This window comes from Nonomuraea sp. NPDC050478 (genome assembly GCF_044458265.1).
GTDB classification, from domain to species: domain Bacteria; phylum Actinomycetota; class Actinomycetes; order Streptosporangiales; family Streptosporangiaceae; genus Nonomuraea; species Nonomuraea ferruginea.
The window spans coordinates 259,305-285,968 of record NZ_JBITHT010000003.1 but is presented as its reverse complement, the minus strand read 5'-3'; the positions used below and the strand labels follow the sequence as shown (position 1 = coordinate 285,968).

24 protein-coding genes and 3 tRNA genes are annotated in these 26,664 nt (G+C 71.7%); 16 read left to right on the top strand and 11 right to left on the bottom strand.

Annotation, left to right across the window (positions count from 1 at the left end):
* Window positions 1–70: 70 nt before the first annotated feature.
* The gene (locus ACIBF7_RS15785) at window positions 71–1,372 is read right to left on the bottom strand and encodes an MFS transporter (RefSeq protein ID WP_397197409.1); all 1,302 of its coding nucleotides are present in this window, start codon (window positions 1,370–1,372) and stop codon (window positions 71–73) included.
* Window positions 1,373–1,463: 91 nt separating this feature from the next.
* On the opposite strand from ACIBF7_RS15785, the gene ACIBF7_RS15780 reads away from it, so the two are divergent.
* From ACIBF7_RS15780 to ACIBF7_RS15760, 5 genes are read left to right on the top strand one after another with little or no spacing between them, the layout of a single operon-like run.
* Window positions 1,464–2,144: a GntR family transcriptional regulator gene (locus ACIBF7_RS15780; protein ID WP_315970604.1), complete on the top strand. Its 681-nt coding sequence runs from the start codon at window positions 1,464–1,466 to the stop codon at window positions 2,142–2,144.
* An 11-nt stretch (window positions 2,145–2,155) separates the two neighbouring features.
* A complete protein-coding gene (locus ACIBF7_RS15775) occupies window positions 2,156–2,524 on the top strand; it encodes a DUF2203 domain-containing protein (protein ID WP_148030708.1) in 369 nt (122 codons plus the stop codon).
* Window positions 2,525–2,570: 46 nt separating this feature from the next.
* Window positions 2,571–3,560 carry a hypothetical protein gene (locus ACIBF7_RS15770; RefSeq protein WP_397197408.1) on the top strand — a complete coding sequence of 330 codons (990 nt, stop codon included), beginning with the start codon at window positions 2,571–2,573 and terminating at the stop codon, window positions 3,558–3,560.
* A 1-nt stretch (window position 3,561) separates the two neighbouring features.
* On the top strand, window positions 3,562–4,509 hold the full coding sequence (locus ACIBF7_RS15765) for a hypothetical protein (protein WP_397197407.1): 948 nt from the start codon (window positions 3,562–3,564) through the stop codon (window positions 4,507–4,509).
* Between the two features lie 18 nt (window positions 4,510–4,527).
* A complete protein-coding gene (locus tag ACIBF7_RS15760) occupies window positions 4,528–5,061 on the top strand; it encodes a CGNR zinc finger domain-containing protein (RefSeq protein WP_148030711.1) in 534 nt (177 codons plus the stop codon).
* Here ACIBF7_RS15760 and ACIBF7_RS15755 read toward each other — a convergent pair whose 3' ends face one another.
* Together ACIBF7_RS15755 and ACIBF7_RS15750 are read right to left on the bottom strand one after the other, a co-directional pair.
* Window positions 5,062–6,435 (bottom strand): MFS transporter, encoded by a 1,374-nt coding sequence (locus ACIBF7_RS15755; RefSeq protein WP_397197406.1) that lies wholly within the window; start codon window positions 6,433–6,435, stop codon window positions 5,062–5,064.
* 24 nt (window positions 6,436–6,459) lie between these two features.
* Window positions 6,460–7,218, bottom strand: a complete 759-nt coding sequence (locus ACIBF7_RS15750) for a VOC family protein (RefSeq protein ID WP_148030712.1) — start codon at window positions 7,216–7,218, stop codon at window positions 6,460–6,462.
* Window positions 7,219–7,356: 138 nt separating this feature from the next.
* On the opposite strand from ACIBF7_RS15750, the gene ACIBF7_RS15745 reads away from it, so the two are divergent.
* The gene (locus ACIBF7_RS15745; protein ID WP_148030713.1) at window positions 7,357–7,986 is read left to right on the top strand and encodes an alpha-ketoglutarate-dependent dioxygenase AlkB; all 630 of its coding nucleotides are present in this window, start codon (window positions 7,357–7,359) and stop codon (window positions 7,984–7,986) included.
* A gap of 82 nt (window positions 7,987–8,068) precedes the next feature.
* Here ACIBF7_RS15745 and ACIBF7_RS15740 read toward each other — a convergent pair whose 3' ends face one another.
* The 4 genes from ACIBF7_RS15740 to ACIBF7_RS15725 all read right to left on the bottom strand — a co-directional run bounded on the left by ACIBF7_RS15740 (window position 8,069) and on the right by ACIBF7_RS15725 (window position 11,231).
* Entirely contained in the window at window positions 8,069–10,822 is a 2,754-nt protein-coding gene (locus ACIBF7_RS15740) for a heparinase II/III family protein (protein ID WP_397197405.1), read from the bottom strand.
* Between the two features lie 173 nt (window positions 10,823–10,995).
* A tRNA-Val gene (locus ACIBF7_RS15735) sits at window positions 10,996–11,070 on the bottom strand.
* A gap of 4 nt (window positions 11,071–11,074) precedes the next feature.
* Window positions 11,075–11,145, bottom strand: a tRNA-Cys gene (locus ACIBF7_RS15730).
* 14 nt (window positions 11,146–11,159) lie between these two features.
* Window positions 11,160–11,231, bottom strand: a tRNA-Gly gene (locus ACIBF7_RS15725).
* A gap of 89 nt (window positions 11,232–11,320) precedes the next feature.
* Between ACIBF7_RS15725 and dusB the strand changes: the two genes are divergently transcribed.
* The 3 genes from dusB to ACIBF7_RS15710 all read left to right on the top strand — a co-directional run bounded on the left by dusB (window position 11,321) and on the right by ACIBF7_RS15710 (window position 13,783).
* Window positions 11,321–12,430: a tRNA dihydrouridine synthase DusB gene (gene dusB / locus ACIBF7_RS15720; protein WP_271279275.1), complete on the top strand. Its 1,110-nt coding sequence runs from the start codon at window positions 11,321–11,323 to the stop codon at window positions 12,428–12,430.
* 51 nt (window positions 12,431–12,481) lie between these two features.
* Window positions 12,482–13,045, top strand: coding sequence for a hypothetical protein (locus tag ACIBF7_RS15715; protein WP_219548271.1), 564 nt, complete (start codon window positions 12,482–12,484; stop codon window positions 13,043–13,045).
* Between the two features lie 276 nt (window positions 13,046–13,321).
* Entirely contained in the window at window positions 13,322–13,783 is a 462-nt protein-coding gene (locus ACIBF7_RS15710; RefSeq protein ID WP_148030717.1) for a GNAT family N-acetyltransferase, read from the top strand.
* On the opposite strand, the gene ACIBF7_RS15705 is transcribed toward ACIBF7_RS15710, so the two are convergent.
* From ACIBF7_RS15705 to ACIBF7_RS15695, 3 genes are read right to left on the bottom strand one after another with little or no spacing between them, the layout of a single operon-like run.
* Complete coding sequence (locus ACIBF7_RS15705; RefSeq protein ID WP_148030718.1) at window positions 13,780–16,278, bottom strand: RNA helicase; 2,499 nt, start codon at window positions 16,276–16,278, stop codon at window positions 13,780–13,782. The two genes, ACIBF7_RS15710 and ACIBF7_RS15705, sit on opposite strands and share 4 nt — an antisense overlap.
* A 29-nt stretch (window positions 16,279–16,307) precedes the next feature.
* A complete protein-coding gene (locus tag ACIBF7_RS15700; protein ID WP_271279276.1) occupies window positions 16,308–16,811 on the bottom strand; it encodes a GNAT family N-acetyltransferase in 504 nt (167 codons plus the stop codon).
* Window positions 16,812–16,817: 6 nt separating this feature from the next.
* Window positions 16,818–18,089 carry an acyltransferase gene (locus ACIBF7_RS15695; RefSeq protein WP_397197404.1) on the bottom strand — a complete coding sequence of 424 codons (1,272 nt, stop codon included), beginning with the start codon at window positions 18,087–18,089 and terminating at the stop codon, window positions 16,818–16,820.
* 187 nt (window positions 18,090–18,276) lie between these two features.
* On the opposite strand from ACIBF7_RS15695, the gene ACIBF7_RS15690 reads away from it, so the two are divergent.
* Window positions 18,277–19,524, top strand: a complete 1,248-nt coding sequence (locus ACIBF7_RS15690) for a sensor domain-containing protein (RefSeq protein WP_148030721.1) — start codon at window positions 18,277–18,279, stop codon at window positions 19,522–19,524.
* The gene (locus tag ACIBF7_RS15685; RefSeq protein WP_148030722.1) at window positions 19,515–20,162 is read left to right on the top strand and encodes a response regulator transcription factor; all 648 of its coding nucleotides are present in this window, start codon (window positions 19,515–19,517) and stop codon (window positions 20,160–20,162) included. Before ACIBF7_RS15690 ends, ACIBF7_RS15685 begins: the two co-directional genes overlap by 10 nt.
* A gap of 350 nt (window positions 20,163–20,512) precedes the next feature.
* On the opposite strand, the gene mihF is transcribed toward ACIBF7_RS15685, so the two are convergent.
* Entirely contained in the window at window positions 20,513–20,818 is a 306-nt protein-coding gene (mihF, locus tag ACIBF7_RS15680) for an integration host factor, actinobacterial type (RefSeq protein ID WP_101784984.1), read from the bottom strand.
* A gap of 563 nt (window positions 20,819–21,381) precedes the next feature.
* Between mihF and ACIBF7_RS15675 the strand changes: the two genes are divergently transcribed.
* The 5 genes from ACIBF7_RS15675 to ACIBF7_RS15655 are packed head-to-tail and all read left to right on the top strand — an operon-like array spanning window position 21,382 to window position 26,661.
* Window positions 21,382–22,431, top strand: coding sequence for a LacI family DNA-binding transcriptional regulator (locus ACIBF7_RS15675; protein WP_397197402.1), 1,050 nt, complete (start codon window positions 21,382–21,384; stop codon window positions 22,429–22,431).
* Window positions 22,428–23,339 carry a carbohydrate ABC transporter permease gene (locus ACIBF7_RS15670; protein WP_397197401.1) on the top strand — a complete coding sequence of 304 codons (912 nt, stop codon included), beginning with the start codon at window positions 22,428–22,430 and terminating at the stop codon, window positions 23,337–23,339. The genes ACIBF7_RS15675 and ACIBF7_RS15670 overlap by 4 nt, the downstream gene beginning before the upstream one ends.
* Window positions 23,336–24,154, top strand: a complete 819-nt coding sequence (locus tag ACIBF7_RS15665; protein WP_397197400.1) for a carbohydrate ABC transporter permease — start codon at window positions 23,336–23,338, stop codon at window positions 24,152–24,154. Before ACIBF7_RS15670 ends, ACIBF7_RS15665 begins: the two co-directional genes overlap by 4 nt.
* A gap of 9 nt (window positions 24,155–24,163) precedes the next feature.
* A complete protein-coding gene (locus tag ACIBF7_RS15660; protein ID WP_148030725.1) occupies window positions 24,164–25,474 on the top strand; it encodes a sugar ABC transporter substrate-binding protein in 1,311 nt (436 codons plus the stop codon).
* On the top strand, window positions 25,471–26,661 hold the full coding sequence (locus ACIBF7_RS15655) for an ADP-ribosylglycohydrolase family protein (protein ID WP_261808457.1): 1,191 nt from the start codon (window positions 25,471–25,473) through the stop codon (window positions 26,659–26,661). The genes ACIBF7_RS15660 and ACIBF7_RS15655 overlap by 4 nt, the downstream gene beginning before the upstream one ends.
* The last annotated feature ends 3 nt before the right edge of the window (window positions 26,662–26,664 follow it).

The following is a 26,664-nucleotide window of genomic DNA, read 5'->3' as shown; positions in this document are numbered from 1 at the left end:
TCCTTCCCCCCGCGGGCGGCGGTGGCAGCCGCCGCCCGCGGCTCTCGCGGCAACTCCAGGAGGGGCGGTCTCAGGTGCGCTGCGGCATCGGTTCGGCGGCCAGGTCCAGGTCCCGCGTCTCCGGCGCGATGGCCAGGCCCAGGGTGGTGATCGCCAGCGCGATCACCACGTACACCGACACCGCGAGCGTGGTGCCGAACGTGTCGACGAGCTTGATCGCGATGACCGGGGCGAGCGCGCCGCCCGCGATGCCGGCCACCTGGTAGCCCATCGAGGCTCCGCTGTAGCGCAGCCGGGTGCTGAACAGCTCGGCGATGAACGCCGCCTGCGGCCCGTACATCGCCGCGTGGGTGACGAGCGCGACCACGGCGGCCACGATGATCAGGAACGTGGACCGGGTCTCCAGCAGCGGGAAGAACGCGAACACCCAGACCGCGGCGCCCACGACGCCGGCGAAGTACACGGGGCGCCTCCCGTACCGGTCCGACAGCGAGCCGAACAGCGGGATCAGCCCGAGCTGCAGCGCCGAGGCGATCAGCACCGCGTTCAGCCCCACCTGCCGGTCCAGCTCCAGCGGGCCGGTCAGGTAGACGAGGATGTACGCGGTGAAGGTGTAGAAGGCGACGTCCACGCCGATCCGGGCGGTGAAGGCCGACAGCAGCGCGCGCGGGTGCGTGCGCAGCACCTCCAGCAGCGGCATCCGCGCCTTGGCGCCCTTCTGCTCGACCTCGGCGAACAGCGGCGACTCGGTGATCTTCAGGCGCACCCACAGGCCGACGAGGACCAGCAGCCCCGACAGCAGGAACGGCACCCGCCAGCCCCACGACATGAACGCGGCGTCGGGGAGCGTGAACGACAGGATCGCGAGCAGGCCGGTGGCCAGCACGTATCCCGCCGGGACGCCGACCTGGGGCCAGCTCGCGTTGAATCCGCGGCGGCGCGGGTCGCCGTGCTCCAGCGACATGATCACGGCGCCGCCCCACTCGCCGCCGAGCCCGAGCCCCTGCACGAACCGGAGCGTGGCGAGCATGACAGGCGCCAGCACGCCCAGCGTGTCGTATCCGGGCAGCACGCCGATGAGGAACGTCGAGACGCCCATCACGAGCAGCGTCACGACCAGGACCGTCTTGCGCCCGGTGCGGTCGCCGAAGTGGCCGAACACGATCCCGCCCAGCGGCCGGGCGACGAACGCCACCGCGTTCGTGGTCAGGGCCAGCAGGGTCGCGTTCAGCGGGTCGAAGGTAGGGAAGAACAGCTTGCCGAAGACCAGCGTGGCGGCGGTCGTGTACAGGAAGAAGTCGTACCACTCCAGCGATGTGCCGATCAGGCTGGCGAGGATCACCCGCCGGGATTGGGGGGTGGAGCCGGACATCGATCGCTCCTTCGTTCAGAGGGTCACCGTTTCAACGTAAGGATCGTTGAACGATTCGACAAGAGGTTTGTTCGATGATTTCCTGTTGCCTGTGGACGACGCAGTAGCCGGCCTCGCACAAGACCGATCCCGCCTCGGGCGCAGCAGCACCGCCGAGCGGGTCGCCGACATCCTGCGCGACCGGATCATCGAAGGCCTCTTCATGCCCGGCCAGCGCCTGTCGGAGGAGTCGATCTGCGAGGCCCTCGGCGTCTCGCGCAACACGCTGCGCGAGGCGTTCCGGCTGCTCAGCCACGAACGGCTGCTCGACCACCGGCTCAACAGGGGCGTGTTCGTCCGCGTGCTGTCGGCCGAGGACGTCTCCGACCTCTACCGCGTGCGCCGGGTGCTCGAAGGCGCGGCCGTCCGCCGCCCCCCGACGCCGCAGGCGCTGGCGCAGATCAGCGAGGCGATGACCGACGCCGAGCGGGCCGCCGAGGCCGGCGACTGGCGGGCCGTCGGCACCGCCAACATCCGCTACCACCAGGCCCTCGTCACCCTCAACCAGAGCCCCAGGCTCGACGAGGCGATGCGCCAGCTCCTGGCCGAGCTGCGCCTGGTCTTCCACGTGATGGAGAACCCGCGCGACTTCCACGAGCCGTTCCTCGACCGCAACCGCGAGCTGCTCAAGCTCATCGAGGCCGGCGAGCCCGACCGCGCCGCCGCCTACCTCGACGGCTATCTCGACCACGCCGAGCAGCTCCTGCTCCGCGCCTACGAGCCGAACCGCTAACGTTCCCGGCTATGGACAGGCTCTTCTCCGTCGCCGAGGCGCGCTCGCTGATGCCGCGGATCCTCGCCGAGGCCCGCGAGCTCGTCGCCGCCCGCGCCGACCTCGCCGAGATCACCTACGACCGCGACACCGGCGGCGTCTCCCCGCTCGGCGGGCTGCCCGAGATCAAGGGCATCGAGGCGGGCATGCAGGAGATCCTGTCCCGCTGGGCCGGCCTGGGCCTGGAGGTGAAGGGCATCGCGCCCGTGCTGCTCGACTTCCCCGCCGTGCTCGACGGCGCGTCCGTACGGCTGTGCTGGATCGAGGGCGAGCCGGAGCTGGGCTGGTACCACCGCTCGGAGCTCGGCTTCCCCGGCCGCCGGCCGTTGCCCCGAACGTGACGCATCCGTGATCCGCGGGGACGGCCCGCCGGTTGTCCAAGTGAGCATGAGAATCTGCTCGGCGACCGCCGCCCTCCTGGCGTCCGCGGTCCTCGGCGGGGTCGCCTGGGCGCCCGCCGCGCACGCCAGGCCCGCTCAGGTGGGCCTGGCGTGGATACCCACCTGTACGGAGAGATCCGGCATCACGGTCCCGTGTCCCACCTGGCGGCTGCTCGCCCCCGGCGGCGGCGTGACCACCAGCTCCGCCGTCGCCGGGGTCAGCGTCGACCGGCGCGGCAGGAGCACCGGCGAGGCCGCCCCGCTCGCCGTCAGCGCCGACGGCCGGTCCGTCGCCCACCAGCGGTCCGGCGACCACCGCCTGGTCGTGTGGCACCTGCCCAGCGGCCGCCGCACCGAGCTGCCCAGGTCGCTGCTGCCCAAGGGCGCCGGCACCGACCTGGTCTCGCTCACCCTGTCGCCCGCCGGCGACCGGGTGCTGGTCGACTACCTCGACCAGGCCGAGCGGGTGCCCACCAAGCTCTACACCCTCGCCACCCGGCGGACCGCCGAGCTGCGCGGGGGAGACACCCCGATCGGCTTCAGCCCCGGTGGCGACCGGGTGCTCACCGAGCGCGTCACCGCCGACAACACCACCGCGCTCGTCGTGCACGAGCCCGACGGCACCTCCGTCAGGCGCACGCCGCCGCAGGTCGTGGCCAACGCGCCGGTCAAGGCGCTGGCCCGCGACGGGCGGACTGTCGCGGTCGTCGTCTCCGGCCACCCCGAACGCGGCAAACCGCCCCGGCTGCGCCTGTACGACCTGGCGACCGGCAAGCTGACCGAGGGCGTGGACCTCGCGCTCGACCCCGGCGACACCCCGTTCACCGCCCGGTGGGGCGAGGGCGGCAAGCTCACGGTCGCCGTGCCCGGGAGAGGGAAGGGCGGCACGGCCGTGGTCCGGGTGCTCACCGCCGACCCCGCGACCGGCGCCGTCAAGCAGACCGAGCGCTACACGACCGGCAAGGACCCCTACTTCTACACCGTCGCGGGAGAGTGACATGAAGGTCATCCTGCTGGCCGCCGCCTTGCTGGCGGTGCCACTGACCGTGCCCCTGACCGCGCCCGCCCAGGCCGCGCCGCACCACGACGCCGTCCGCTACGCCTCCATCAAGGGCTGCGACAGGGGCGACGACGGCCGGCTGCCCTGCGGCCCGTGGCGGCTGGTCATGCACAGCGGCGAGCAGCGCGTCCTGGCCGACGCGCAGACCGTCGCGCTCAAGGCCGACGGCAAGCCCTACAAGTACCTCCCCGCGCCCGTCGCGGTCAGCGGCGACGGCACGAAGGTCGCGTACTTCGCGAAGAACTCCCACCGCCTCGCCGTCCGCACCCTCGGCGGCGGCGTCACCCTGCTGCCGGCCGGCGCGGTGCCCCGGGTGCCGCAGTACGAGGTCGGGCTCGTCCTGTCCGACAACGGCGGCCGGCTCGCCGTCACGATCGGCACCGGCCAGGTGCGGATCTTCGACACCTCCGACGGCGCCCGCCTCGGCACGCTCCCGCGCGGCGAGACCTTGGTGGACTTCAGCGGCGACGGCGGCGAGGTCCTCACCACCGTCGACGCCGACGAGTCCGTGACGGACGTCGTGGTCCGCGCCGACACCGGCGAGCTCGTCTCCCGCGCCACCCCGCCGCAGCTCGTCTCCGCCAACATGCCGCTCGCCCTGGCCGCCGACGGGCGCACCGCCGCCGCGTTCGTCGCCGGCAAGTCCCAGCTCGTGCTGTACGACGTCGAGACCGACCAGGTGCTCGGCCGGGTCCCGGTCAAGCTGCCCAAGGGCGACCTCAACGCCATCGACTGGACCGGCGACCGGCAGGTCACGCTCCACCTCACCACCCAGGCCGGCCGGATGAACGTCGTCCAGATCGACACCGGGACCGGCGCGGTCAGGCTCAGGGACCGCTACACGGTGCTGAAGGACTCGCTCGTGGTCGCCGCCTGCGGCGGCTGACCCTCTACGCTCGGGAACGTGGAGGATCACTCGACCAAGGCGATCGCGGCCAGGGCCGTCGACCTGTGCACGGTCCTGCTGTACGAGGACGCGACGGCGGAGTCGGTGGCCCGGGTGCTGCGCGCCCACGGGGAGCGGGGGCCGCTCGACCTCACCGGGGCCGACGTGCGGGCGATGCGGGAGGCGGCCGGGCGGCTCGTCGAGGTCCTCGCCGCGCCCGGCCCCGGCGCGGCGGCGGCCCTGCTCAACGGCCTCCTGGCGACCGCCGCCGGGCCGCCCCGCCTGACCAGCCACGACGGCACGACCGGCTGGCACGTGCACGTCGACGGCCACGACGACGCGCCCTGGGGCGAATGGTTCCAGGCGTCCTCGGCGATGGCCTTCGCCGTCCTCCTGGCCGACCACCAGCGCGTCCCCGGCGGCCTGTGCGCGTCGGCGACCTGCCGCCGCCCCTTCCTGCACGCGGGCGGCGGCAGCCCCCGCCGCTACTGCACACCACGCTGCGCCACCCGCGAACGCGTAGCCGCCTACCGCTCCACCCGCCCAGCCTGATCACCCCGACTGTGTTTCTTCGTCAGGACCGTACGGCGTAGGTCCTTCCAGGGCCGACCGGGGGAGCGAGAGCAGACCGTACGCCGCCACGGCCAGAAGCTGGACGCCCGCCCCCGCGAGCAGCGCGGCTCCCGGGGACAAGGCCACCAGCGGCCCCGCCAGCGCCGAACCCGCCGCGAACGAGGTGATCTTCAAGCTGGCCCCGGTCGTGAACACCTGACCGCGCACCCGCTCAGGCGCCTCCCGATGCCGCACCGCGAACAGCGCCGTGAGCTGCGGCCCCTCACCCACGCCCACCACCACGGCTGCCACCACCGCCACCGCAAAGGACCCCGCCACCGCCGCCACCAACGTCCCCACCCCGATCAACAGGGTGGACACGACCATCACCGTGTCCCACCCCATCCCCGCCCGCGCGACCCCGGCACTGCCTTGCCGTCCCGCCCGGAGAGGCCGCCACCGTAACCTCGCCCGCGCGTCCACGGCACCGGCTTGTCGTCCCGCCCGGAGAGGCCGCCACCGCACCCCCGCCCTCGCGACGCCAGCTTGCCGTCCCGTGCGGAGAGATTGCCATCGCACCCCGACCCGTGCGATCACGGCGTTGGCCGCGAGGGCCGCTCCCGCCGTCACCGCCAGCAGGAGCGCCCCGTACCCGGCGTCGCCCGCGAGCCGCAGCCCCAGCAGCGGCGCGGCCACGATCAGCATGGCCAGACCCGCCATCGACACCATGGACGTCACGGTCGCCCGCCGCAGCGCCCGGTTCCCCGCGATGGCGCGGAACCCGGCCGCGAGCTCCTCCCGGACCGCCCCTGGCTTCCCGAGCCTCTCCTCCCGCGCCGGCAGCACCCGGGCCGCGGGCATGGCCGCCACCAGCAGCACCACGCCGGCCACGACGGCCGCCTCTCCTCCGGTGGCGGTCGCGATCACCCCCACCAGCGCAGGCCCGGCCAGCGCGGCCACGTTGTAGCTCATCGCGTCCAGCGCGTTCGCCCGCGGCAGCCGCCCGGCCCCGACGACCGACGGCAGCTGCGCCGTCCACCCGCCGTTCAGCGAAGGCCCCAGCAACCCCGTCAGCACCGCCACCCCGATCAGCGCCGCGTCCGGCAGCCGCCCCAGCCCGGCCAGCACCACGAGCAGCCCCGCGCCGTAACCCACCAGGCACCACCCGAGCACCCGCCCCGGCCTGCGGGTACGGTCGAGCATCACGCCCAGCAGCGGCCCCCCGGCCGCCGCCGACACGGTCAGCCCCGCCAGCAGCGACGACGCCAGCACCGGCGACCCCGTGACAGCCAGCCCGGCGACCAGCAGCGCGGGCCCGGACATCTCGTCGCCGGTACGGGAGGCGAGGGCGCCGAGCATGTAACGTGTCAACACCCCGAAGACGTTACACCGGCGCGCTCAGGCCGTGCTGGTGATCACCGCGAACCGCGCCCCGTGCGGATCGGACAGGTACGCGATCCGCCCCACCCCCGGCACGTCGTCCACCGGCGTGCGCACCGTGCCGCCGAGCTCCTGGCACCTGGCCACCACCCCGTCGCAGTCGGGCACCTCGAAGAACGGCACCCAGTGGGCCCGGTCACCCGGCGGCAGCCCCACCAGCCCCGCCATCGACGAGTCGGCGCCGCCCTCGGCCGGCGAGACCACCGGATAGGTCAGATCTCCCATGTCGACGTCGTCGAACCGCCAGCCGAACACCGACCGGTAGAAGCCGCGGATGCCGTCGGTGTCGGGCACGAACAGCTCGGCCCAGGCGAACGACCCCGGATCGGTCACCACGTCGAGGCCGCGCGTGCCACCCGGCTGCCAGGCCGCGAACTCCGCCCCCGCGGGGTCGGTGAACTGCGCCATCCGCCCCTGCCCCTCGATGTCGAACGGCTGGGCGCGGACCAGCCCGCCGGCCAGCTCGACCGCCTTGGCGGTGGCGTCGCAGTCGGGCGTCTGGAAGTAGACCATCCAGGACGCGGCGGCCCCTTCCTCCATCACCGACCCGGCCGCGGCGACCGTCTTGCCGTCGGCCTGCCAGAAGCCGTATCCCTCCATCGCCGGCTGGAACCGCCAGCCGAACAGGTCGCTGTAGAAGCCGGCGGTCGCCTCGATGTCGGGGCTGCCGACATCGACCCAGCACGGGCTGCCCGGCAGGAACTCAGTGGTGAGCATGACGTGCTCCTCGATCGGATGTGGCGGCCCCGCTGCGGCCCGGGACGACGCCACGCGATTCTTCTCGTCCTTCATGCCCCGCCCGCGGGATCCGGCACAGTCGAAAACATGTTTGAACGATCACCTACACTCGGTGGTATGGCGGCTGTTTACCAAGCATCTCTGCTGAGCCTGAACGAGGAACTCGCCGTGGGGCCGCTCGGCTCGACGGTCCGCCGCGTCCCTCTCGACCGGGGCGCCTGGGTCGACGTGCGGCCGGGCTGGCTGTCGGGAGCCGACGAGCTGTTCGAGCGGCTGGCGGAGTCGGTGCCGTGGCGGGCCGAGCGGCGCAAGATGTACGACCGCGTCGTCGACGTGCCGCGGCTGCTGAAGTTCTACGACGAGGGCGAGACGCTGCCGCACCCGGTGCTGGCCGACGCCAGGCGCGTCCTCGACGAGCACTACCGCGAGGAGCTGGGCGAGCCGTTCGCCACGGCCGGCCTGTGCTACTACCGCGACGGCCGCGACAGCGTGGCCTGGCACGGCGACACCATCGGCCGCGGCGCCGCCCACGACACCATGGTGGCGATCCTGTCCGTGGGCTACGCGCGCCCTCTGCTGCTCCGCCCGCGCGGCGGCGGCTCGTCACTCCGCTACGACCTGGGTCACGGCGACCTCATCGTGATGGGCGGCAGCTGCCAGCGCACGTGGGAACACGCCGTCCCCAAGACCACCCGCCCGGCGGGGCCGCGCATCAGCATCCAGTTCCGCCCCCGCGGCGTCCGCTGACGGCCCGGGTCACCGGCCCGCCTGAGCCGCGCGGCCGCGGCCCACTCGCCCGCCATGAGGGCAAGCCCGGCCGAACCCGTCGTCACGCGACGGCCGCCGCGTAGATGAGTGCGCCGTCGCGGGTGAAGGGCACCTGCGTGCCGTTGAGGACCACCTTCGTGGCCCCCGGCGCGGCGATCGCGATGGCGCGCGCCTGGTCGGTACTCGCGGTCAGGCCGCTGCCGTCGATGCGGCCGGTGCCGTCGGTCCCGACGCGCACGGCCAGGTCCGGCACCTCGACGGGCGACTTGACCAGGGTGGCGCCGTCATGCTCGATGGACGTGCCGCTCATCATCACGACCGTCTGACCCGCGGCGCCGGTCTCGGTGTAGAACATCTTCCCGTCGTAGTCGTACGGCCCGAACGACCGGGACGCCTGCTTGTTCCAGGACTTGTAGTACACCCCCTCGCCGCGCGCGCCCAGGTTCAGGTTCAGCGCGGTCGCCTCGAACGGCGTGGCGCCGCTGACGGGGAGGCGTTTTACGGCGACCGATGGGTCCGCAGCTCCGGTGGAGGGCAGCAGGAGGGTGTCGAAGGTGGTCCCGCCCGTGACCGTCTTGACGTACGACGCGTACTTGGCGTCCTGCACCTGGTACATGTACGGAGCGTGGTAACCGGCCCGCAGCGAGGCGCTGACCTGGCCCGGGTCGGCGGGCACCACGGTGATGTTCGCGCCCGTACCGAAGGCCGTGGCCGCCGCCTTCGAACCGGACCGCAGCGAGGGCTCGGCGTCCGAGGCGAAGTGCCAGTTCTGCTCGTAGCGGTGCGCTCCGCCGCTCTTGGGCTTCAACCGGTCGGAGACCAGCCACAGGCCCGAGTGCAGGGCCAGGATGGACCGTTCGTGGAGCGCCCCGGCGGAGGCTTCGCTGTGGGCTCCGATCCGGTCGAAGACCGGGTTGGTGACCATGTGCGTGATCGCCCCCGGAGCCTTCGAATCCTGCGCCTTGTTGTCGATCTCGATGGTGTTGTGCGCTTCCGTGCTCTTCCTCAGCCATTCCGCCCGCGGGTCCTGGCTGTAGGTGAACGTCCCCATGTCGGGCAGCAGCGGCCTGCCGTGGGCGTAGACGGTGACCGCCAGCTCGTCCGGGTGACTGTGGTTGCCCCGGTCGATGTTCAGCCGCAGGTACGAGTCCTGGGCGTGCCAGCCGGACCTGCTGACCGCCACCCGGGTGTCGGGATACAGCGACGAGGTGTGCGCGGGCTTTCGCCCCGAGCCGCCCGAGGTGCCGACGTAGATCAGCTCCTGGTCGCCCAGCAGTTCGCCCAGCCTTCTCAGCGTCGAGCGCATGTCCTTCGTGTCGCTGTCGCCGTACATGGCGTTGTAGCCGCTGGGGAAGGTCTGATCCATCAGGAAACGGGCCAGCTTGCGCAGCTTGCCCTTGGTGGCGGAGCTGAACTCGATCCCGTGCTGGCGCATGAACAGGGCGATGTCCACGTACTGGGAGGCGTAACCGCGGGCGTACCCGTCCGTCGCCTCCCAGTAGCCGCCGTCGGGGTAGGTCGAGTCGTCGAGCTGCCCCTCCAGGAAACCGAGAGCGTCGGCGCGCCACTTGTCCGCCACGCGGAACTCGGGGAAGTACACCGCGAGGTGCAGCAGCACGACCTTCTGGGTCTGCCTCCAGTTCGGCGCGCCCTGGGTGCTCTCCTGCAGATGCAGGCCCGCCCTGTTGAACGCCTTGAGGATCTCGGCGTTGGCCTCGGGGGTCAGCGACGGGCTCTTGCGCAGGATCTCGTACGCGGGGATCCAGTTCTGGATGCGGCGCGCCACGGAGAGGCTGTTCGGGTACGAGCCGGCGCCCTCGTCGGAGTCGTAGGCGTCGGCGTCCTTGATGAAGTCGGTCATGATGCCGATGAGGGCGCGGGCGTGCTTCTCGTCGCCGGTGCGCTGGTAGGCGGCGGCCAGCGGCCCCGCGAAGTAGAAGCGGGGGAGCTGGACGTAGTACTCCTTGTCGGCGCCGGCCGGCTGCTTCCAGTCGAAACCGTCGGGGTCGCCCTGCCAGGAGTAGGTGTACTGCACGGTGTTGTTCCAGGTACGGGTGTCCTCGTCGAAGGATTCGCCGTTGCCGAACAGCATGACCTGTTTCCTGGCGTCCGCCTTGCCGGTCAGCGTCAGCTCGGCCTTCTTCACCTTGGGCAGCCCGTCGAGGTCGAACTGCAAGTAGGCCTTGCTCGTCGCGGCCGTGAACGGGCCCTTGCCCTGGTCGGCGACCCGCAGCAGGTACTTGTCGCCGTAGACGTTGCCCGGGTGGCCCGCCCAGATGTGGGTGTCGTCGGTAGGCACCAGGGTCTTCGCCGAGCCGTCGGTGAAGGTCAGCCGGAGGGTGGGCTTGCCCTCTCCCTTGCTCCTGCTGTGGAAGTTCGCGACGACCGCGTCCTTGTACCGGCTCATCAGGAAGAAGCCGCTCCGGCCGCCGGTGACGCTGCTCGTCACGTCGGTGGTGACCGTGGTCTCGGCGGGGCCGACCGTCAGCGTGTCGATGTAGACCTCGCCGCCGGCGAGCGTCCAGATGTGGTCCGCGGTCAGTTCCACGGCTCCCGGCCAGTCGGGGTGGGAGAAGGTCCCGGCCGAGATCGGCGGACGGGTCCGGAAATATTCGAGCAACCGCCGTTTGGCCAGGGCATGGTCGCCGGCCTTGACCGCGTTCTGCATGGCCGTCAGTCCCGGCTCTGTGTACGACAACCGCGACCCCGCGACCCAGGCGCCGTTCTTCCACTCGCCGAAGAAACTCCTGTCCGACAGGGGTCTCGCCTCGGCGGGGGAAACCGTCACGAGCAGGGGAGCGCCGAGGAGCAACACGGCAGCGGTTCTGGTCCAGCACCTGTGAAAACGCACCCGCGCAAGAGTACGAGCGCCCGGTATGTCACCGGTATGCCGACGCTCCCCGGCCCTCGGAACACCCCGGGGCTCGCGGACTTGACCATGGTCCGTACATGCGGAAGCCCCCGGGTGGTCCGGGGGCTTCGTGGAGATGGTGGACGATACTGGGATTGAACCAGTGACCTCTTCCGTGTCAGGGAAGCGCTCTCCCGCTGAGCTAATCGTCCGTCGAGGTGGAGACGGGATTTGAACCCGCGTGCACGGCTTTGCAGGCCGCTGCCTCGCCTCTCGGCCACTCCACCGGGCAACCTGTCCGAGCGGAAGACGGGATTCGAACCCGCGACCCTCACCTTGGCAAGGTGATGCTCTACCACTGAGCCACTTCCGCGTTGCCCGACTACTCTAGCGAATTTCCCGCCGCCCCGCCTCACCCGTGCGAATACCGCTTCCCGCCGGACCTGCGCTACAACTTCAAGGATGAAGATTGGGCCGATCGAGGTGTGGCCGCCGGTGGTGCTGGCGCCGATGGCGGGCATCACGAACGCGCCGTTCCGGGTGCTCTGCCGCGAGCAGGGCGGCGGGCTGTTCGTGTGCGAGATGATCACCTCCCGCGCCCTGGTGGAGCGGAACGCCAAGACCATGAAGATGATCCGCTTCGCCGAGCCGGAGCGGCCCAGGAGCCTCCAGCTGTACGGGGTCGACCCGGTGACGGTGGGCCGGGCGGTCAAGATGGTCGCCGAGGAAGACCTGGCCGACCACGTCGACCTCAACTTCGGCTGCCCCGTACCCAAGGTCACCAGGCGTGGCGGCGGCTCCGCGCTCCCGTACAAGCGCAACCTGCTGCGGCGGATCCTGCGTGCGGCGGTGGCCAACGCGGGCCCGCTGCCCGTCACCATGAAGATGCGGACCGGCATCGACGACGACCACCTCACCTACCTCGACGCCGGCCGCATCGCGGCCGAGGAGGGCGTCGCGGCGGTGGCGCTGCACGCGCGCACCGCGCTCCAGCACTACGGCGGCACGGCCGACTGGGACGCCATCGCCCGGCTCAAGGAGGCGGTGCCCGACATCCCGGTGCTGGGCAACGGCGACATCTGGTCCGCCGACGACGCGCTGCGGATGGTTGCCCGTACGGGATGCGACGGCGTGGTCGTGGGCCGCGGCTGCCTCGGCAGGCCGTGGCTGTTCAGGGATCTGCGGAGTGCGTTCGACGGCAGCGCCGAGCGGGCCAGGCCGTCGCTCGGCGAGGTCGCGCGAACGATGGCCAGGCACGCCACGATGATGGTCGAGGCGTTCGACACCGAGCGCTACGCCATCGCCGACTTCCGCAAGCACATCGGCTGGTATCTCAAGGGCTTCACCGTGGGCGCCGAGGCGCGGCGGCGGGTGACGACGGCGGACTCGCTCGACGAGCTGCGCGCAGGGCTGGCCGAGCTGGACCCTGACCAGCCGTGGCCGCCGCACACCGACACGCCGCGCGGCAAGTCCGGCGAGCGGACCAAGGTCCACCTGCCTGAAGGCTGGCTCGACGACGCCTGGGACACCGTCGTCCCCGAGGACGCCGAGTCCGACATCTCCGGCGGCTGAGCAAGCGGGCTGCAAGAATCCCTGCATCGGCGGCTCGTACCATCGGGGACCATGATCTCCATACTCCTGTTAGCCGCAGCGGTCGCCATTCCCGACGGTTTCATGCTGTACGAGAAGGCCGCCGCCAAGAAGGATGACAACCCCGAGCACAGCTGGGCGGTGAGCGGTCGGACCGCCGCGCGGCTCGTCGTCAACCCGTGTGACAGGGCGACGCTCGCCCGGTCCGGCCGGAAGGCCGCCAAGACCCTCATCTACACGGCCGTGCCCGACTACTCGAAGTCCGAGCAGGTGATCCTCTACACCTCGAAGGCCGGGGCCAAGAAGGCGATGCGGGACATCCGTTCCGCGGTCTCCGCCTGCGGCACCAAGAGCTACCGGTTCACGGGCAAGCGGGTGAAGCTCGGCGACGAGTCGATCGCCGTCACCGGCCAGGCCTACAGCGGCAGGCGGGTGGCCATCGGCGGCGAGCGCGGCATCGTGACGCGGCGGGCGAACGCGCTGGTGATCTACACAGTCGCGGGGGAGTGGAGCAAGCCCGCCACCTCGGACTTCAAGATGCAGATCAAGGACAGCAAGAAGATGCTGGGCAAGATCTGCAGGATTGCCGCCTGCTGAGAGGCCCGGAAGGCCGAAATGTCACGATCTTGGGACATTGTCATGACGAGACGCCGAACATCGTGAAGCGATTATGAATTAACAGGCGTGTGCCGGAATGCCCTTGCCAGTCCATTCCGGCACACGGCTTTTTCTTTCCCCGCCGGGAGCCGGGGCTGCTCTTCGCGGGGGCCAGCCCAGGACCCCGGGGAGAGAGTCTCCCTCCGTGAAAACGCCGAAACATCCCCTTAACGCGGGAGATGTACCGTCAATCGGCGAGCGGAGGGGGCGGCAAAAATGGAGATCGTGGTCGACGACCTCACCGGCGACGAGATCGCCAAATTCCTGGACGAGCACGTCAGAGAGATGTTGTCCACCACGCCGCCCGAGAGCAAACACGCCCTCGACCTCGACGGCCTGCGCCGCCCCGAGATCACGTTCTGGTCCGTGTGGGACGACGGCACGCTGGTCGGCTGCGGCGCGATCAAGCGGCTCGACCCCGGACACGCCGAGCTCAAGTCCATGCGCACGGCCACCGCCCGCAAGCGCGGTGGCGTGGCGTCCTTCCTGCTCGCCCACATCATCGCCGAGGCGGAGCGGATGGGGATCCGGCGGCTGAGCCTCGAGACCGGCTCCGCCGAGTTCTACCTGCCGGCGCGGCGGCTGTACGAGAAATTCGGCTTCACCTTCTGCGAGCCGTTCGCGGACTACCGCCCCGACCCCAACAGCGTGTTCATGACGAGGGCGCTGACTTCCTAGAGCCGGTTGAGCCCCTGCACGTGGATGACGGCGTGGCCCTCCTCGTCGGACGCCGTCAGGTCGACCTGGGCGTCGATGCCCCAGTCGCCGTCGCCCGCGGGGTCCTTCACAGTCTGGCGGACCTTCCAGACGCCGGGCTCCTCCTCGATGCGCAGCAGCGCCGGCCCGCGGGCGTCGGCGTCGGTGAGGATCTCCTCGTGCTCGTCGTAGTAGGCGTCGAGCGCGGCGCCCCAGTCGACGTCGGGAGCGAGCTCCTCCAGCTCCGCCTCCTTCTCCAGCGCGCACAGCTCGGCGAGCCTGAACATGGCGTTGCGCACCAGCACCCGGAACGCCCGCGGGTTGCCGGTGACCGGGCGCACCTTGGTCTCCAGCTGGTCGCGCCGCTCCAGCGCCTCGCCGGGGTTGGCGAGCTTCTCCCACTCGTCGATCAGGCTGGAGTCGACCTGGCGCACCAGCTCGCCGAGCCACTCGATCAGGTCGACGAACTCCTCGGTCTTCAGGTGCTCGGGGACGGTACGCGAGAGCGTGCGGTAGGCGTCGGCCAGGTAGCGCAGCACGGTGCCCTCGGAGCGGGCCAGCTCGTAGAACTGGATGTACTCGCTGAACGTCATCGCCCGCTCGTACAGGTCGCGGACCACGGACTTGGGGCTGACGGTGTAGTCGCCGACCCACGGGTGGCCGCGCCGGTAGGTCTCGTACGCGCCGAGCAGCAGGTCCTCCAGCGGCATCGGGTACATGATCTCGGCGAGCGCCTCCATGCGCTCCTCGTACTCGACGCCGTCGGCCTTCATCTCGGCGACGGCCTCGCCGCGCGCCTTCTTCAGCTGGGCCGACAGGATCTGGCGCGGGTCGTCCAGGATGGACTCGACGATCGACACCATGTCGAGGGCGTAGCCGGGCGACTCGCGGTCGAGCAGCTCGAAGGCGGCCAGCGCGAACGTCGACAGCGCCTGGTTGAGCGCGAAGTCCTCCTGCAGCTCGATGGTCAGCCGGGCGCGGCGGCCCTGCTCGTCGGGCTCGCGGAGCTGCTCGACGACGCCGCCGGCCAGCAGCGACCGGTAGATCGCGATGGCCTGGCTGATGTGCCGCCGCTGCCACTTGCGGTCTTCGTGGTTGTCGGTGAGCAGGTGCTTCATCGCCTGGAAGCAGTCGCCGGGCCGGTTGATGACGGCCAGCAGCATCGCGTTGCTCACCTTGAACCGGGACTGGAGCGGCTCGGGCTCGGCCTGCTGGAGCTTCTGGAACGTCTCCTCGCTCCAGCCGACGAACCCCTCCGGCGGCTTCTTGCGGGCGTAGCCGCGCCGCCGCTTCGGGTCGTCGCCGATCTTGGCCAGCGCGCGGGCGTTCTCGATGTCGTGCTCGGGGGCCTGGCAGGCGACGTAACCGATGGTGTCGAACCCGGCGCGGCCCGCCCGGCCGGCGATCTGGTGGAACTCGCGGGCGCGCAGCCGCCGCACCTTGTTGCCGTCGTACTTGGACAGCGCGGTGAACAGCACCGTGCGGATCGGCACGTTGACGCCCACGCCGAGCGTGTCGGTGCCGCAGATGACCTTGAGCAGCCCGGCCTGGGCCAGCCGCTCGACCAGCCGCCGGTACTTGGGCAGCATGCCCGCGTGGTGGACGCCGATGCCGTGGCGGACCAGCCTCGACAGGGCGCGGCCGAAGCGCGTGGTGAACCGGAAGCCGCCGATCATCGTGGCGATCGCTTCCTTCTCGGCCTTGGTGCACATGTTGATGCTCATCAGCGACTGGGCGCGCTCCATGGCGGCCGCCTGCGTGAAGTGGACCACGTAGACGGGCGCCTGGGAGGTGGACAGCATCTCCTCGAGCGTCTCGTGCAGCGGCGTCATCCGGTAGGAGTAGACCAGCGGGACGGGCCGCTCGGCGTTCTTGACCACGGCCGTGGGGCGGCCGGTGCGCCGGGTCAGGTCGCGCTCGAACATGGACACGTCGCCGAGCGTCGCCGACATCAGAACGAACTGCACGTGCGGCAGCTCCAGCAGCGGCACCTGCCAGGCCCAGCCGCGGTCGGGCTCGGCGTAGAAGTGGAACTCGTCCATCACCACCTGGCCGATGTCGGCCCTGGCGCCGTCGCGCAGCGCCACGTTGGCCAGGATCTCGGCGGTGCAGCAGATGATCGGCGCGCCCGGGTTGACGCTGGCGTCGCCGGTCATCATGCCGACGTTCTCGGTGCCGAAGACGGCGCACAGGTCGAAGAACTTCTCCGACACCAGCGCCTTGATCGGCGCGGTGTAGAAGGTCCGCTGGTCGCGGGTCAGGGCGGTGAAGTGGGCGCCGGCGGCGACCAGGCTCTTGCCGGAGCCGGTGGGGGTGGCCAGGATCAGGTTGCTGCCCGAGACCACCTCGATCAGCGCCTCCTCCTGGGCGGGATAGAGCGTGAGCCCCCTCTCGGCGTTCCAGGAGGCGAACGCTTCGTAGATGGTGTCGGGATCGGCGTCGATCTCGTCGGGCAGGCGGTCGATGAGAAGGCTCACACCTCTATCCTGCCGAAGTCTGCGGGATGCTAGGACCCCAGGCCGAGTTGGAGCAGCGTGGTGTCGATCCAGCGGCCGTGTTTGAACCCCACCCGGCGCAGCCGTCCCGCCTCCACGAACCCGAAGGCGGCGTGCAGGTTGAGCGACGCCGTCTCCTCGCCGCTGCCCGCGACGACCGCGACAAGCTGGTGTGCGCCCGCCTGCCGGGCGGCGGCGATCAGCTCGGCCAGCAGCATCCCGCCGAGCCCGCGCCCGGTCGCCCCGGGCGCGAGGTAGACGGTGTCCTCCAGCGTGTGCCGGTAGGCGGGCTTGGGCCGGTAGCGGGCGGCGTAGGCGAACCCGAGCACCTCGCCGTCCTCCTCGGCCACCAGGAACGGCAGCCCCGCCCCGGTGATCGCCGCCGCCTTCGCCCGCCACTCGTCCACGGTCGGCGGCGTCTCGTCGAAGGTGGCGACGGTCTCGGTGACGTAGTGGGCGTAGACCGCGGCCACGGCGGGCAGATCGGACTCGACCGGCGGGCGGATGGTCGTCATGGCGTGTCATTCTGCCCCGGCGAGATGACGGTCGCGTTTCGGCGCGCTCACCCTCGTCAGCCACAGCCCGCCCGCGATCGCCGCGACCGCCGCCACCGGCGCCGCCCCCGGCGCGAACCCCGCGACGGTCAGCGTCAGCAGCCCGCCGCCGACCAGCGCGGCCGCCGCCAGCGCGATGCCCCAGCCGGCGATCCCGTACGCGAACGCGGGCGGCTCCTCGTACCGGGCGAACCACCGCATCAGCGGCCACAGCACCAGGCACAGCAGCCCGAACCAGAGCGGCCACCCCGCGAACCAGTCCCCGCCGCCGGGTTCGGGCGTGCGCACGCCCAGCCCCACCACGACCACGCCCGTCACCGCGAACAGCGCCGGCATGTGCCACAGGTACGCGGTCATCATCCGCGGCCCCGCCCAGGCGAGCAGGCGGCGCAGCGGCAGCCGCAGGATCCGCTCCCGCAGCAGGACGGTCAGCCCCACCTGCCCGAACCCGACGGCCATGATCGCCAGCGTGGGCGGCGCCATGTTCGAGGTCTCGGCGCCGGGCAGCCCGATCATGCTGCCCGGGTACGGGCCGAACGCGACCAGCAGCGCCGCCGCCCCGTACCCGCAGGCCGCCATCAGGCCCGGCCGCGCCAGCCGCCCGTCCGCGTACAGGAATCCGAGCTGGTGCACCGCCAGCCACACGAAGACCACGTTCAGGTAGCCGGCCGCGTCGATCCCGGACGCGAACCGGGCCACGTCCGTCAGCACCGCCCCGGCGGCCAGCGCCATCGGCACGCGCGCACCGTACCGCTCGTGCAGGCCCAGCAGGTACGGGGTCGCGACCACGGCGATCAGGTAGACGGCGAGGAACCACAGCAGCTGGCCCGTCAGCCGGGCCCCCACCTGCAGCGGCTGCTCGGGCACGCCCAGCGCGAGCAGCAGGTGCGGCAGCGGGATCCAGACCGCGGCGAGCGGCAGCAGCGGCCAGGCCAGCCGCCGCAGCCGGCCCGTCAGCCAGCGCGGCCCGCCGGCGGTGGAGCGGCGGAAGCTGATCGCGTTCGCCGCCCCGCCCGCGAAGAACACCAGCGGCATCACCTGGCTGATCCACGTCACCACCCACACGCCCGGCGTGGCCAGCGCGTTGCCGGTGGTCAGCCGGGCGCCGTCGTAGCCGAGCACCGGGATGGTCCAGTGCTGCAGCACCACCAGCGCCATGCCGAGCACCCGCAGGACGTCGATGAACGGATCGCGTGCGGCGGGCGGCGCGGTGCGCGGCCGCTCCAGCAGGACGGTCATCGGGGATGCCTCGATTCATCGGGGGAACGATGGGTTCAAGGCTTCCGTCCGCGGCTCCCGGGCACACTGACGCGCGCCACCGTCTTCCGGGCAGGCCGGCAGGACCGCCGGGGGTAGGGCTGTCCCCACCCCCTGACACCGGCAGACCGGGTCGAAAAGGGCACGCGGGGGCCTTAGCGTTTGGGGCATGCGCTCCCTGACAAGGCGGGTTCTGCTGGACACCCGCTACACGCTCGTGGGGTTCCCCGCGACGGCGCTCGCCTTCGTGATCTCGATCGCCGGGCTGGCCGCGGGCCTCGGCGGCATGGTCGTGTGGATCGGCGTGCCGGTGCTGGCCGGGACGATGCTGGCCGCCCGCCTGTTCGCCGACGCGGAGCGCGGCTGGCTCTCCGACGTGCTCAAGCGCCCGCCCGTACGCCCCCGCTACAAGGCGCCGCCGCCGGGCGCCGGCCGCTTCCGCCGGATCATCAACCCGCTCACCAGCGGCCAGTCCTGGCTCGACCTGCTGCACGCCATCGTGAACTTCCCGCTCGCGCTGGTGTCGTTCGTGCTCACCACGGTCTTCTGGGCGGTGCCCCTGGCCGGCCTGACCTATCCGATCTACGGCCTGGTCACCTCGCGCATCCCGGGCAACGTCGAGCTGCCCGAGCTGCTCGGCCTGGGCGACGGCTACCTGGTCAACCTGGTCTTCTACGTGACGCTGGGGTTCCTGTTCCTGCTGATCATGCCGTTCGTGGTGCGTGGCTCCTCGCTGCTGCGCGCCGGTCTCGGCCGGGTGCTGCTCACCGGCGTGGCCGAGCTGCAGGAGCGCATCGACGACCTGGCCGAGGGGCGTGCCGCCGCGGTCTCCGCCGAGGCCAACGCGCTGCGCAAGCTGGAGCGCGACATCCACGACGGCCCCCAGCAGCGGCTGGTGTCGCTGGCCATGGAGCTGTCGCGGGCGCAGCGGCAGCTCGACAAGGACCCCGAGGCCGCCCAGGCCACGATCAGGTCCGCGATCACCTCGACCCGCGAGACGCTCGACGAGCTGCGCGCCCTGTCGCGCGGCATCGCCCCGCCCGTCCTGTCCGACCGCGGGCTCGCGCCCGCCCTGGCCGCCCTCGCCGGCCGCTGCACCGTCCCCGTCGACCTGGACGTGCGGGCCACCGGCCGGTACGACGCCGCGGTCGAGAACGCGGTCTACTTCGTCGTCGCCGAGTCGCTCACCAACGTGGCCAAGCACAGCCGGGCATCCCATTGCACCATCCGGCTGGTGCACACCGGTGATCGCCTGGTGCTGAGCATCGGGGATGATGGGGTCGGCGGCGCGCACGTCGCCAAGGGACACGGTCTCGCCGGGCTGGCCGACCGGCTCCGCGCCGTCGACGGGGAGCTCGCGGTGAGCTCGCCGGAAGGCGGGCCGACGGTGATCGTAGCGGAGGTGCCGTGCGTGTAGTCGTGGCCGATGACGCCGTGCTGATCAGGGAGGGCCTGGTCAGGCTGCTTGAGGAGTTCGGCTGCGAGGTGGTGGCGACCGTCGGCGACGGCGACGCCCTCGTCGAGGCCGTCGCCGCCCACCGGCCGGACGTGTCGGTGGTGGACGTGCGGATGCCGCCGAGCTTCACCGACGAGGGGCTGCGCGCCGCCGTGCGGGCCAGGGAGCTGGTGCCGGGGGCGCCGGTGCTCATCCTGTCGCAGTACGTCGAGGTGTCGTACGCCGACGACCTGCTCGCCGACGCCAGGGGCGCGGTGGGTTACCTGCTGAAGGACCGGGTCGTCGACGTGGAGGAGTTCCTGGAGGGCCTGCGGCGGGTCGCCGCGGGCGGGACCGTGTTCGACCCGCAGGTGGTGTCGCAGTTGATGGTGCGCAGGCGCAGGGACGACCCGCTCGCCTCGCTCACCCCGCGTGAGCGCGAGGTGCTGGGCCTGATGGCGGAGGGGAAGTCCAACCCCGCCATCGGCAGGCAGCTCGTCATCAGCGACGGGGCCGTGGAGAAGCACATCAGGAGCATCTTCAGCAAGCTCGGCCTCTACGCCGACGACAGCGACCAGCATCGCCGGGTCCTGGCCGTCCTGGCCTACCTGCGCTCCTGAGCGCGCTGTGATGATGACGCGCGCCTGAGCGCGTCGCTCTGCCGCGCGGCTCCTGAGCGCGTGTCACCCCCGCGGCGCGACCCGGGGCCGCCCTGGGCGGCGGTCGTGCCGGTGCGGCGGGCGGCCGTGCCGACCGCCGGGCCTGCCCCGGCGAGGGCCGGAGCAGCTGGCGTGCCCGTTGGTCGCGCCAGCCGGAACCGGGCCCGCCTCGGGGCGGTGACATCCGCCCGTCAGCCCCCACTTGGCCCGGTCATCCCCTTTGTGCGACGGCCGGCATCCCTCGGCGCCGGCCGATCCCGGTGTCGCCGGCCGGTCCGCGCGGGCATCGCGCGGACCTGGCCGCCCGGTGGTCAGCCGAGCGCTTCGACCAGCTTCTTGCGCTGCTGGGCGCCCAGGCCGCCGAGGCGGCGCTTCTCGTCGACGCCGGCCTCCTCCATCAGAGCGGTGGCCTTGGCCGGGCCGACGCCCTTCACGGCGCGCAGGGCCTGCGACACCTTGATCTTTTTGGCGATGTCGTCGTCGCGCTCGAGCAGCTGCGAGAACGACAGCTCGCCCGCCTTGACCTTCGCCAGCAGGGCGGTGCGGGCGGCACGGGCCTCCGCGGCCTTCTCCAGCGCCGCCTTGCGCTGCTCGGGGGTGAGAGTAGGAAGTGCCATCAGTAGTTCTCCTCGGGGAGTTAACGATCGGGGATTCTGTTACCCGTAGTGCAGTGGCTAATCATGGCGGATACCAGCGGTTCGTGTAGCGGAAAGCGCCGCTCAACGTGTCCGCGGCGCCGTGGCGGCCGCTCCGCCGCACGGCGTCTCCCACCCGGGCGCGCCGTCGCGTACGACCGCGCCGCCCGCCATGCTTTACGTCTCACCGTAGCCCCGATGTGCCGGGATGCGGCGTCAGATGGTGCTGAAAGGGCCTTTGACCAGGCATGACGCCCTCGGATTCGGGCTCGCGGCGGAGACTCGCGCGGGTGCCGCCCGCCGGTCCGGGACGCCCGCCATCTGATGATCGTCCCGCTCGGCCCGCGCACCCTGCGCGTCATGCCCCCGAAGCCCGGTTTTGCCCCTGAAGCGTGGTTTTCATCACACTTCTGTTTTCCGGGCGTGTCGCGCGTGATGGGATCGTGACTTGACCGGGGACGTGGCGGGCGGGTTACATGGCGCACACGCAGTAAACGTTTACAGTCTCTTTGCTGAAATCGTTTACGTACATGGAAGGGACAGCCTTGGCCGACGGACCCACGATCACCACGATCGCCGAGCGCGCCGGTGTCTCCATCGCCTCGGTGTCGCGGGTGCTCAACGGCCTGCCCACCCGGCAGGAGACCGTGCGGAAGGTGATGGCCGCCGCCGAGGAGCTCGGGTATGTGCGCAACGCCGTCGCCCGCTCCCTGAAGTCCCGCCGCACCCACCAGGTCGCCTTCGCCATGGCCGACGTCGGCAACCCGGCCTACCTGGCCATGTTGCGCCAGATCCAGCCGGTGCTCAAGTCCGCCGGCTACCGCCTCGTCCTGCACTCCACGGACGCGGTGGTGGCCGACGAGATCGACGTGCTGCACAGCCTGGGGGAGCGGTACGTGGACGGGCTGATCATGAGCCCGCTGCGCGTCACCGAGCAGCACCTGGACATGCTGGCCGCGGCCCGCGCCCCGGTGGTGATCATCGGGTCGGTGCCGGAGGGCACGCCCGTGGACAACGTCAGGGCCGACTCGCGCACCGGCGTGAAGCTGGCCATCGACCACCTCTACCGGCTCGGCCGCCGCACGATCGGCATGGTCAACGGCCCGACCGACACGGTGCCCGGCGCCGCGCGCGGGGCCGCGTACCGGGAGGCGCTGGAGGACCTCGGGCTGCCGTACGACGAGGAGCTGGTCGAGATCGGCGACTTCTACCGCGCCGAGGGCGGCAGGGCCGTCGCGGCGCTGCTGGAGCGGCGGCCCGACGTCGACGCGCTGATGTGCGCCAACGACCTGATCGCGCTCGGCGCGCTGGACGTGCTGCGCGCGGCCGGGCGGCGGGTGCCGCAGGACGTGGCGGTGGCCGGCATGGACGACACCGACCTGGCGGCGGCCTCCTGGCCGTCGCTCACCAGCGTCTCGCTGGGGTCGGCCGAACGTGGCAAGGCCGCCGCCGAGCTGCTGGTCGACCGGCTGAAGAACGGCGACAGGGAGCCCCGCAGGGTGACCGTGCCGCCGCGCCTCGCGGTACGGGCTTCGACGACGGGGGAGGAGCCCGCACCGTACCAGGCGCCAGGTGCGGAGAGGGGGACGCCGTGACGGCCACGGCGACGCGGCCCGCGCCGCCCGCCGGTCATCGGCGGAACGGGCGCGGGCCGCGCGAGAACCGCGAGATGTGGGTGCTCCTGCTGCCGGCACTGGTGCCGGTGCTGATCTTCAGCGTCGGGCCGCTGCTGTACGGGATCTCGCTGGCGTTCACCGACGCCGAGTCCGGCAGGAACCACGTCACCAGCTTCGCCGGGCTGGACAACTTCACCGCGCTGCTCGGCGACGACGACTTCTGGCAGTCCATGCAGGTCGGGATGATCTGGGCGGTCTCGGTGACCGCGCTGCAGTTCCTCGCCTCGCTGGGGCTGGCCCTGCTGCTCAACGAGCGACTGGCGCTGCGCGGCGTGGCCCGGGTGCTGGCCATGGTGCCGTGGGCGATGCCGCCCGTGGTGATCGGCCTGATGTGGCGGCTGGTCTACCATCCCGACGCCGGCATCGTGAACAGCACGCTCGGCACCGACATCAACTGGCTGGCCGACTTCACCTGGGCGTTGCCCGCCGTCATCGTCATGGGCGTCTGGAGCGGCATGCCGCAGACCACGGTGGTGCTGCTGGCGGGCCTGCAGACCGTCCCCAAGGAGCTGTACGAGGCTGGCGCGATGGACGGGGCGGGCACCTGGCGCCGGTTCTGGAACATCACGCTGCCCCAGCTCCGCCCGGTCATCGTGGCCATCACCTCGCTCGACTTCGTGTGGAACTTCAACCAGTTCAGCCTGGTCTACGTGCTCACCCAGGGCGGGCCCGGCGGGCGGACGAGGCTGCCGATGCTGTTCGCGTACGAGGAGGCGTTCCGCTACGGCTTCTTCGGCTACGCGGCCGCGCTCGGCGTCGCCATCGTGGTCGTCGTGCTCGCCCTGCTCGGCGTCTACCTGTGGCGGCAGCTGAGGGAGGCGTCATGAGAAGGATCCCCCAGTACGCGGCGCTGCTGGTCTACCTGGTCTTCCTGGGCTTCCCGCTGGTCTGGCTGCTGTCGACGGCGCTGAAGACGCCGCAGGAGATGGCCAGCCTGGACCCCGCCTGGATCCCCCGGGAGCCGACGCTGGCCAACTTCGCCGCAGCGTTCGGCGAGCAGGACCTGGTCGGGGCCGGGCTGCGCAGCCTCGTCGTGGCGCTGGCCAGCGCGTTCCTGACCGTGGCGGTCGCGCTGCCCGCTGCTTACGCGCTGGCCCGCTACCAGGGCGTGCTGAAGCGGATCGCGCTCGGGTGGGTGCTGGTCAGCCAGGTGTTCCCGTTCATCCTGATCATCATCCCGCTGTTCATGGTCATGCGGGAGCTCGACCTGGTCAACACGCTGGCCGGGCTGGTGGCGGTGCACGTGACGTTCACGCTGCCGTTCGCGCTGTGGATGCTCCAGGGGTACGTGCGCTCCGTGCCGCGCGAGCTGGAGGAGGCCGCGGCGGTGGACGGCGCGGGCCGGATACGGGCGATCGTCAAGGTGGTCGCCCCGCTGCTGGCGCCGGGCGTGGTGGCGACGCTGCTGTTCTCGTTCATCTCGTCGTGGAACGAGTTCCTGTTCGCGCTCGTGGTCCTGAAGGACCCGGACGTGATGACGCTCCCGCTGACGCTGGTGCGGTTCACCGGCCCCGAGGGAGTGGCAAGGCTCGGCCCGCTGGCCGCGGCGTCGCTGATGGCGACGATCCCGAGCTTGATCTTTTTCGCAATCATCCAGCGACGGCTCAGGTCCGGCCTGATGGCCGGCGCTGTGAAGGGCTAGGAGGCTCAGATGCGTATCAAATCCGCGTTGGCGGCGGTGGCGGTCGTCGCGCTGGCCGCCGCGTGCGGCAGCGGCGGCGGGGACACCGGCGACTCCTCGGGCGGGTCGGGCGAACCGGTCAAGCTGGACTTCCTCAGCCTCGCCTGGCAGAAGGAGTCGGTGGAGGCCAACAAGGCGATCGTCGAGGAGTGGAACAAGGCCAACCCGGAGATCCAGGTCACCTACGTCCAGGGCAGCTGGGACAACGTCAACGACCAGCTCGTCACCTCGTTCGAGGGCGGGGACGCGCCGGACGTCTTCCACGACGACTCGCCCGCGCTGGCCGGCTTCGCGTCCAAGGGCTACCTGCTCGACCTGAAGGACAAGCTGCCCGCCTCCCTGCAGAACGACATCCCGCAGGCCGCCTGGGACACCGTCACCTTCGACGACGGCAGCGGCAACCAGGGTGTGTTCGGCGTGCCGTTCCTCCAGGAGTCGCAGGTCATCATCGCCAACAAGAAGCTGCTCACCGAGGCCGGGGTGCGCATGCCCACGCCCGCGGAGCCGTGGACGTGGAACGAGTTCGCCGACGCGAGCAAGAAGCTCACCAAGGGCGACACGTACGGCGTCGCCTGGCCGATGAAGTCGCCGGTCAACAAGGTGCTCAACCTGGCGCTGAACTTCGACGGCACCTTCTTCCAGACCGCCGGCGGCAAGACCACCGTCAAGGTCGGCCCCGAGGAGAAGGCGGTCCTGCAGCGCATCCACGACCAGCTCTACAAGGACAAGACGGCCGACCCGGCGGCGCTCGGCATGGGCACCGCCGACCCGCTGCCCGGCTTCTTCGCCGACAAGTACGCGATGCTCCCGGTCGGCGTCTACCTGCGCCAGCAGGTGGCCGAGCAGGCCCCCGACGGCTTCGAGTGGGTGACGCTGCCGCCGCTCAAGGGCACCACCTCCAACCAGGGCGCGGTGTCGCAGACCCTGTCGGTGTCGGCCGACAGCGAGCACCAGGAGCAGGCCATCCAGTTCATGTCGTTCTTCCTGAACGGCAAGAACCAGGCCCGCCTCGCCAAGGGCGACTGGCTGCTGCCGACCTCGCAGGAGGCCGCCTCCGACCCGTCGATCACCGGCCAGGAGGACGGCTGGGACGTCGCCACCGCCTCCGCCAAGGACCTCGTGGTGGCGCCGTTCCTCAAGGTGAACGGCTACGACGAGTGGAAGAGCAAGGTGGCGACGCCGGTGCTGCAGGAGTTCTTCGCCAACAAGGTCACCCTGGACGAGGCGGCCAAGCGGCTCGTCGAGGAGGGCAACGACGTGCTGGAGCGGTATCAGCGGTGACGTATCGCGACAGGGCCCGGGGGTGTCTGCTCGGCCTGGCGGCCGGCGACGCCCTCGGGGCGCCCGCCGAGAACCTCACCCCGGCGGAGATCCGTCACCGCTGGGGGCGGCTCACCGAGATCGAGGGCGGCGGCACCGACGACACCGAGTACGCGATCTTCGCCGCCGGGCTGCTGGCCGAGCACGGGCACGGGCTGACGTCCGCGCTGGTCGCGGCCGCGTACCGGGAGCGGGTGATCCCGGCCGTGACCGGGCCGATGCGCGGGGCCGGGTTCTCCGAGCTCGGCACCGTCCAGGCGCTGCGGCGCGGGCTGGAGCCGCCGCTGACCGGGCTGGTCCACCAGCACGGGTGGTCCGACGGGCTCGCCATGCGGGCCGCCCCGTACGGGATGTTCTGCCCGGGGGACCCGGCGGAGGCGGCCCGGCTCGTGACTGAGGACGGGCGGGTCAGCCAGTCGGGCGAAGGCATACTCGGCGGCCGCGCGGTCGCCGCGGCCGTCGCCGCCGCGATGGCCGGGGCCGATCCGTCCGACGCGGTGGAGGCGGCGCTGTCGGCGGTGGCCGCCGACTCGTGGACGGCGAGGAACATCGTCCGGGCGCGCGCCGCGCTCGCCGCCCCCGACCCGGCCGTCGCGCTGCATGAGGCCGTCGTGGTCAGGCACTACCCGTGGACGGACCTCGCGCCCGAGGCGGTGGCGCTGGCTCTGGCCGCCTACCTGTACGGCGCGGGCGACGTGGAGGAGTCCGTCACCTTCGGGGTGAGCCTGGGCAGGGACGCCGACACCATCGGCGCCATCGCGGGCGCCGTCGCGGGCGCGTCGCGGGGCGAGCGCGGCGTGCCCGCGCGCTGGGCGGCCAGGATCGGCCCCGCCACCGGGAAGTGCCTGCCGGTCGTAGCGGGCCGGGACATACGGGACGTCGCTGACGACCTCGCCACCGCTCACGCAACCGCGAGCACCCGGGCGACGCGACCCGGCCGTGCCGGCGAGAACCCGGCGGGATCGGGGCCTCCCGGGGGAACCACGACGGAATCCGCGGGTACGCCGGGATCGGCGGCACTTCCCCGCCCGGCGGGATCTGCCGGTGCGGCTGGACGGCCTCCGGCGGGGCCGGGCGGATCCGCGGATGCGGCCGGAGGCGGAACGGCGGGGCCGGATGCCGGCGACGAGCGGATGGAAGGGCTGTAGGAC

What these genes read in the sequence shown, in the direction of transcription:
- ACIBF7_RS15785 (WP_397197409.1), bottom strand. Translation starts at nt 1,372, where the DNA reads ATGTCCGGCTCCACCCCCCAATCCCGGCGGGTGATCCTCGCCAGCCTG.
- ACIBF7_RS15775 (WP_148030708.1), top strand. Translation starts at nt 2,156, where the DNA reads ATGGACAGGCTCTTCTCCGTCGCCGAGGCGCGCTCGCTGATGCCGCGG.
- ACIBF7_RS15770 (WP_397197408.1), top strand. Translation starts at nt 2,571, where the DNA reads ATGAGAATCTGCTCGGCGACCGCCGCCCTCCTGGCGTCCGCGGTCCTC.
- ACIBF7_RS15765 (WP_397197407.1), top strand. Translation starts at nt 3,562, where the DNA reads ATGAAGGTCATCCTGCTGGCCGCCGCCTTGCTGGCGGTGCCACTGACC.
- ACIBF7_RS15750 (WP_148030712.1), bottom strand. Translation starts at nt 7,218, where the DNA reads ATGCTCACCACTGAGTTCCTGCCGGGCAGCCCGTGCTGGGTCGATGTC.
- ACIBF7_RS15745 (WP_148030713.1), top strand. Translation starts at nt 7,357, where the DNA reads ATGGCGGCTGTTTACCAAGCATCTCTGCTGAGCCTGAACGAGGAACTC.
- dusB (WP_271279275.1), top strand. Translation starts at nt 11,321, where the DNA reads ATGAAGATTGGGCCGATCGAGGTGTGGCCGCCGGTGGTGCTGGCGCCG.
- ACIBF7_RS15715 (WP_219548271.1), top strand. Translation starts at nt 12,482, where the DNA reads ATGATCTCCATACTCCTGTTAGCCGCAGCGGTCGCCATTCCCGACGGT.
- ACIBF7_RS15710 (WP_148030717.1), top strand. Translation starts at nt 13,322, where the DNA reads ATGGAGATCGTGGTCGACGACCTCACCGGCGACGAGATCGCCAAATTC.
- ACIBF7_RS15700 (WP_271279276.1), bottom strand. Translation starts at nt 16,811, where the DNA reads ATGACGACCATCCGCCCGCCGGTCGAGTCCGATCTGCCCGCCGTGGCC.
- ACIBF7_RS15695 (WP_397197404.1), bottom strand. Translation starts at nt 18,089, where the DNA reads ATGACCGTCCTGCTGGAGCGGCCGCGCACCGCGCCGCCCGCCGCACGC.
- ACIBF7_RS15690 (WP_148030721.1), top strand. Translation starts at nt 18,277, where the DNA reads ATGCGCTCCCTGACAAGGCGGGTTCTGCTGGACACCCGCTACACGCTC.
- mihF (WP_101784984.1), bottom strand. Translation starts at nt 20,818, where the DNA reads ATGGCACTTCCTACTCTCACCCCCGAGCAGCGCAAGGCGGCGCTGGAG.
- ACIBF7_RS15665 (WP_397197400.1), top strand. Translation starts at nt 23,336, where the DNA reads ATGAGAAGGATCCCCCAGTACGCGGCGCTGCTGGTCTACCTGGTCTTC.
- ACIBF7_RS15660 (WP_148030725.1), top strand. Translation starts at nt 24,164, where the DNA reads ATGCGTATCAAATCCGCGTTGGCGGCGGTGGCGGTCGTCGCGCTGGCC.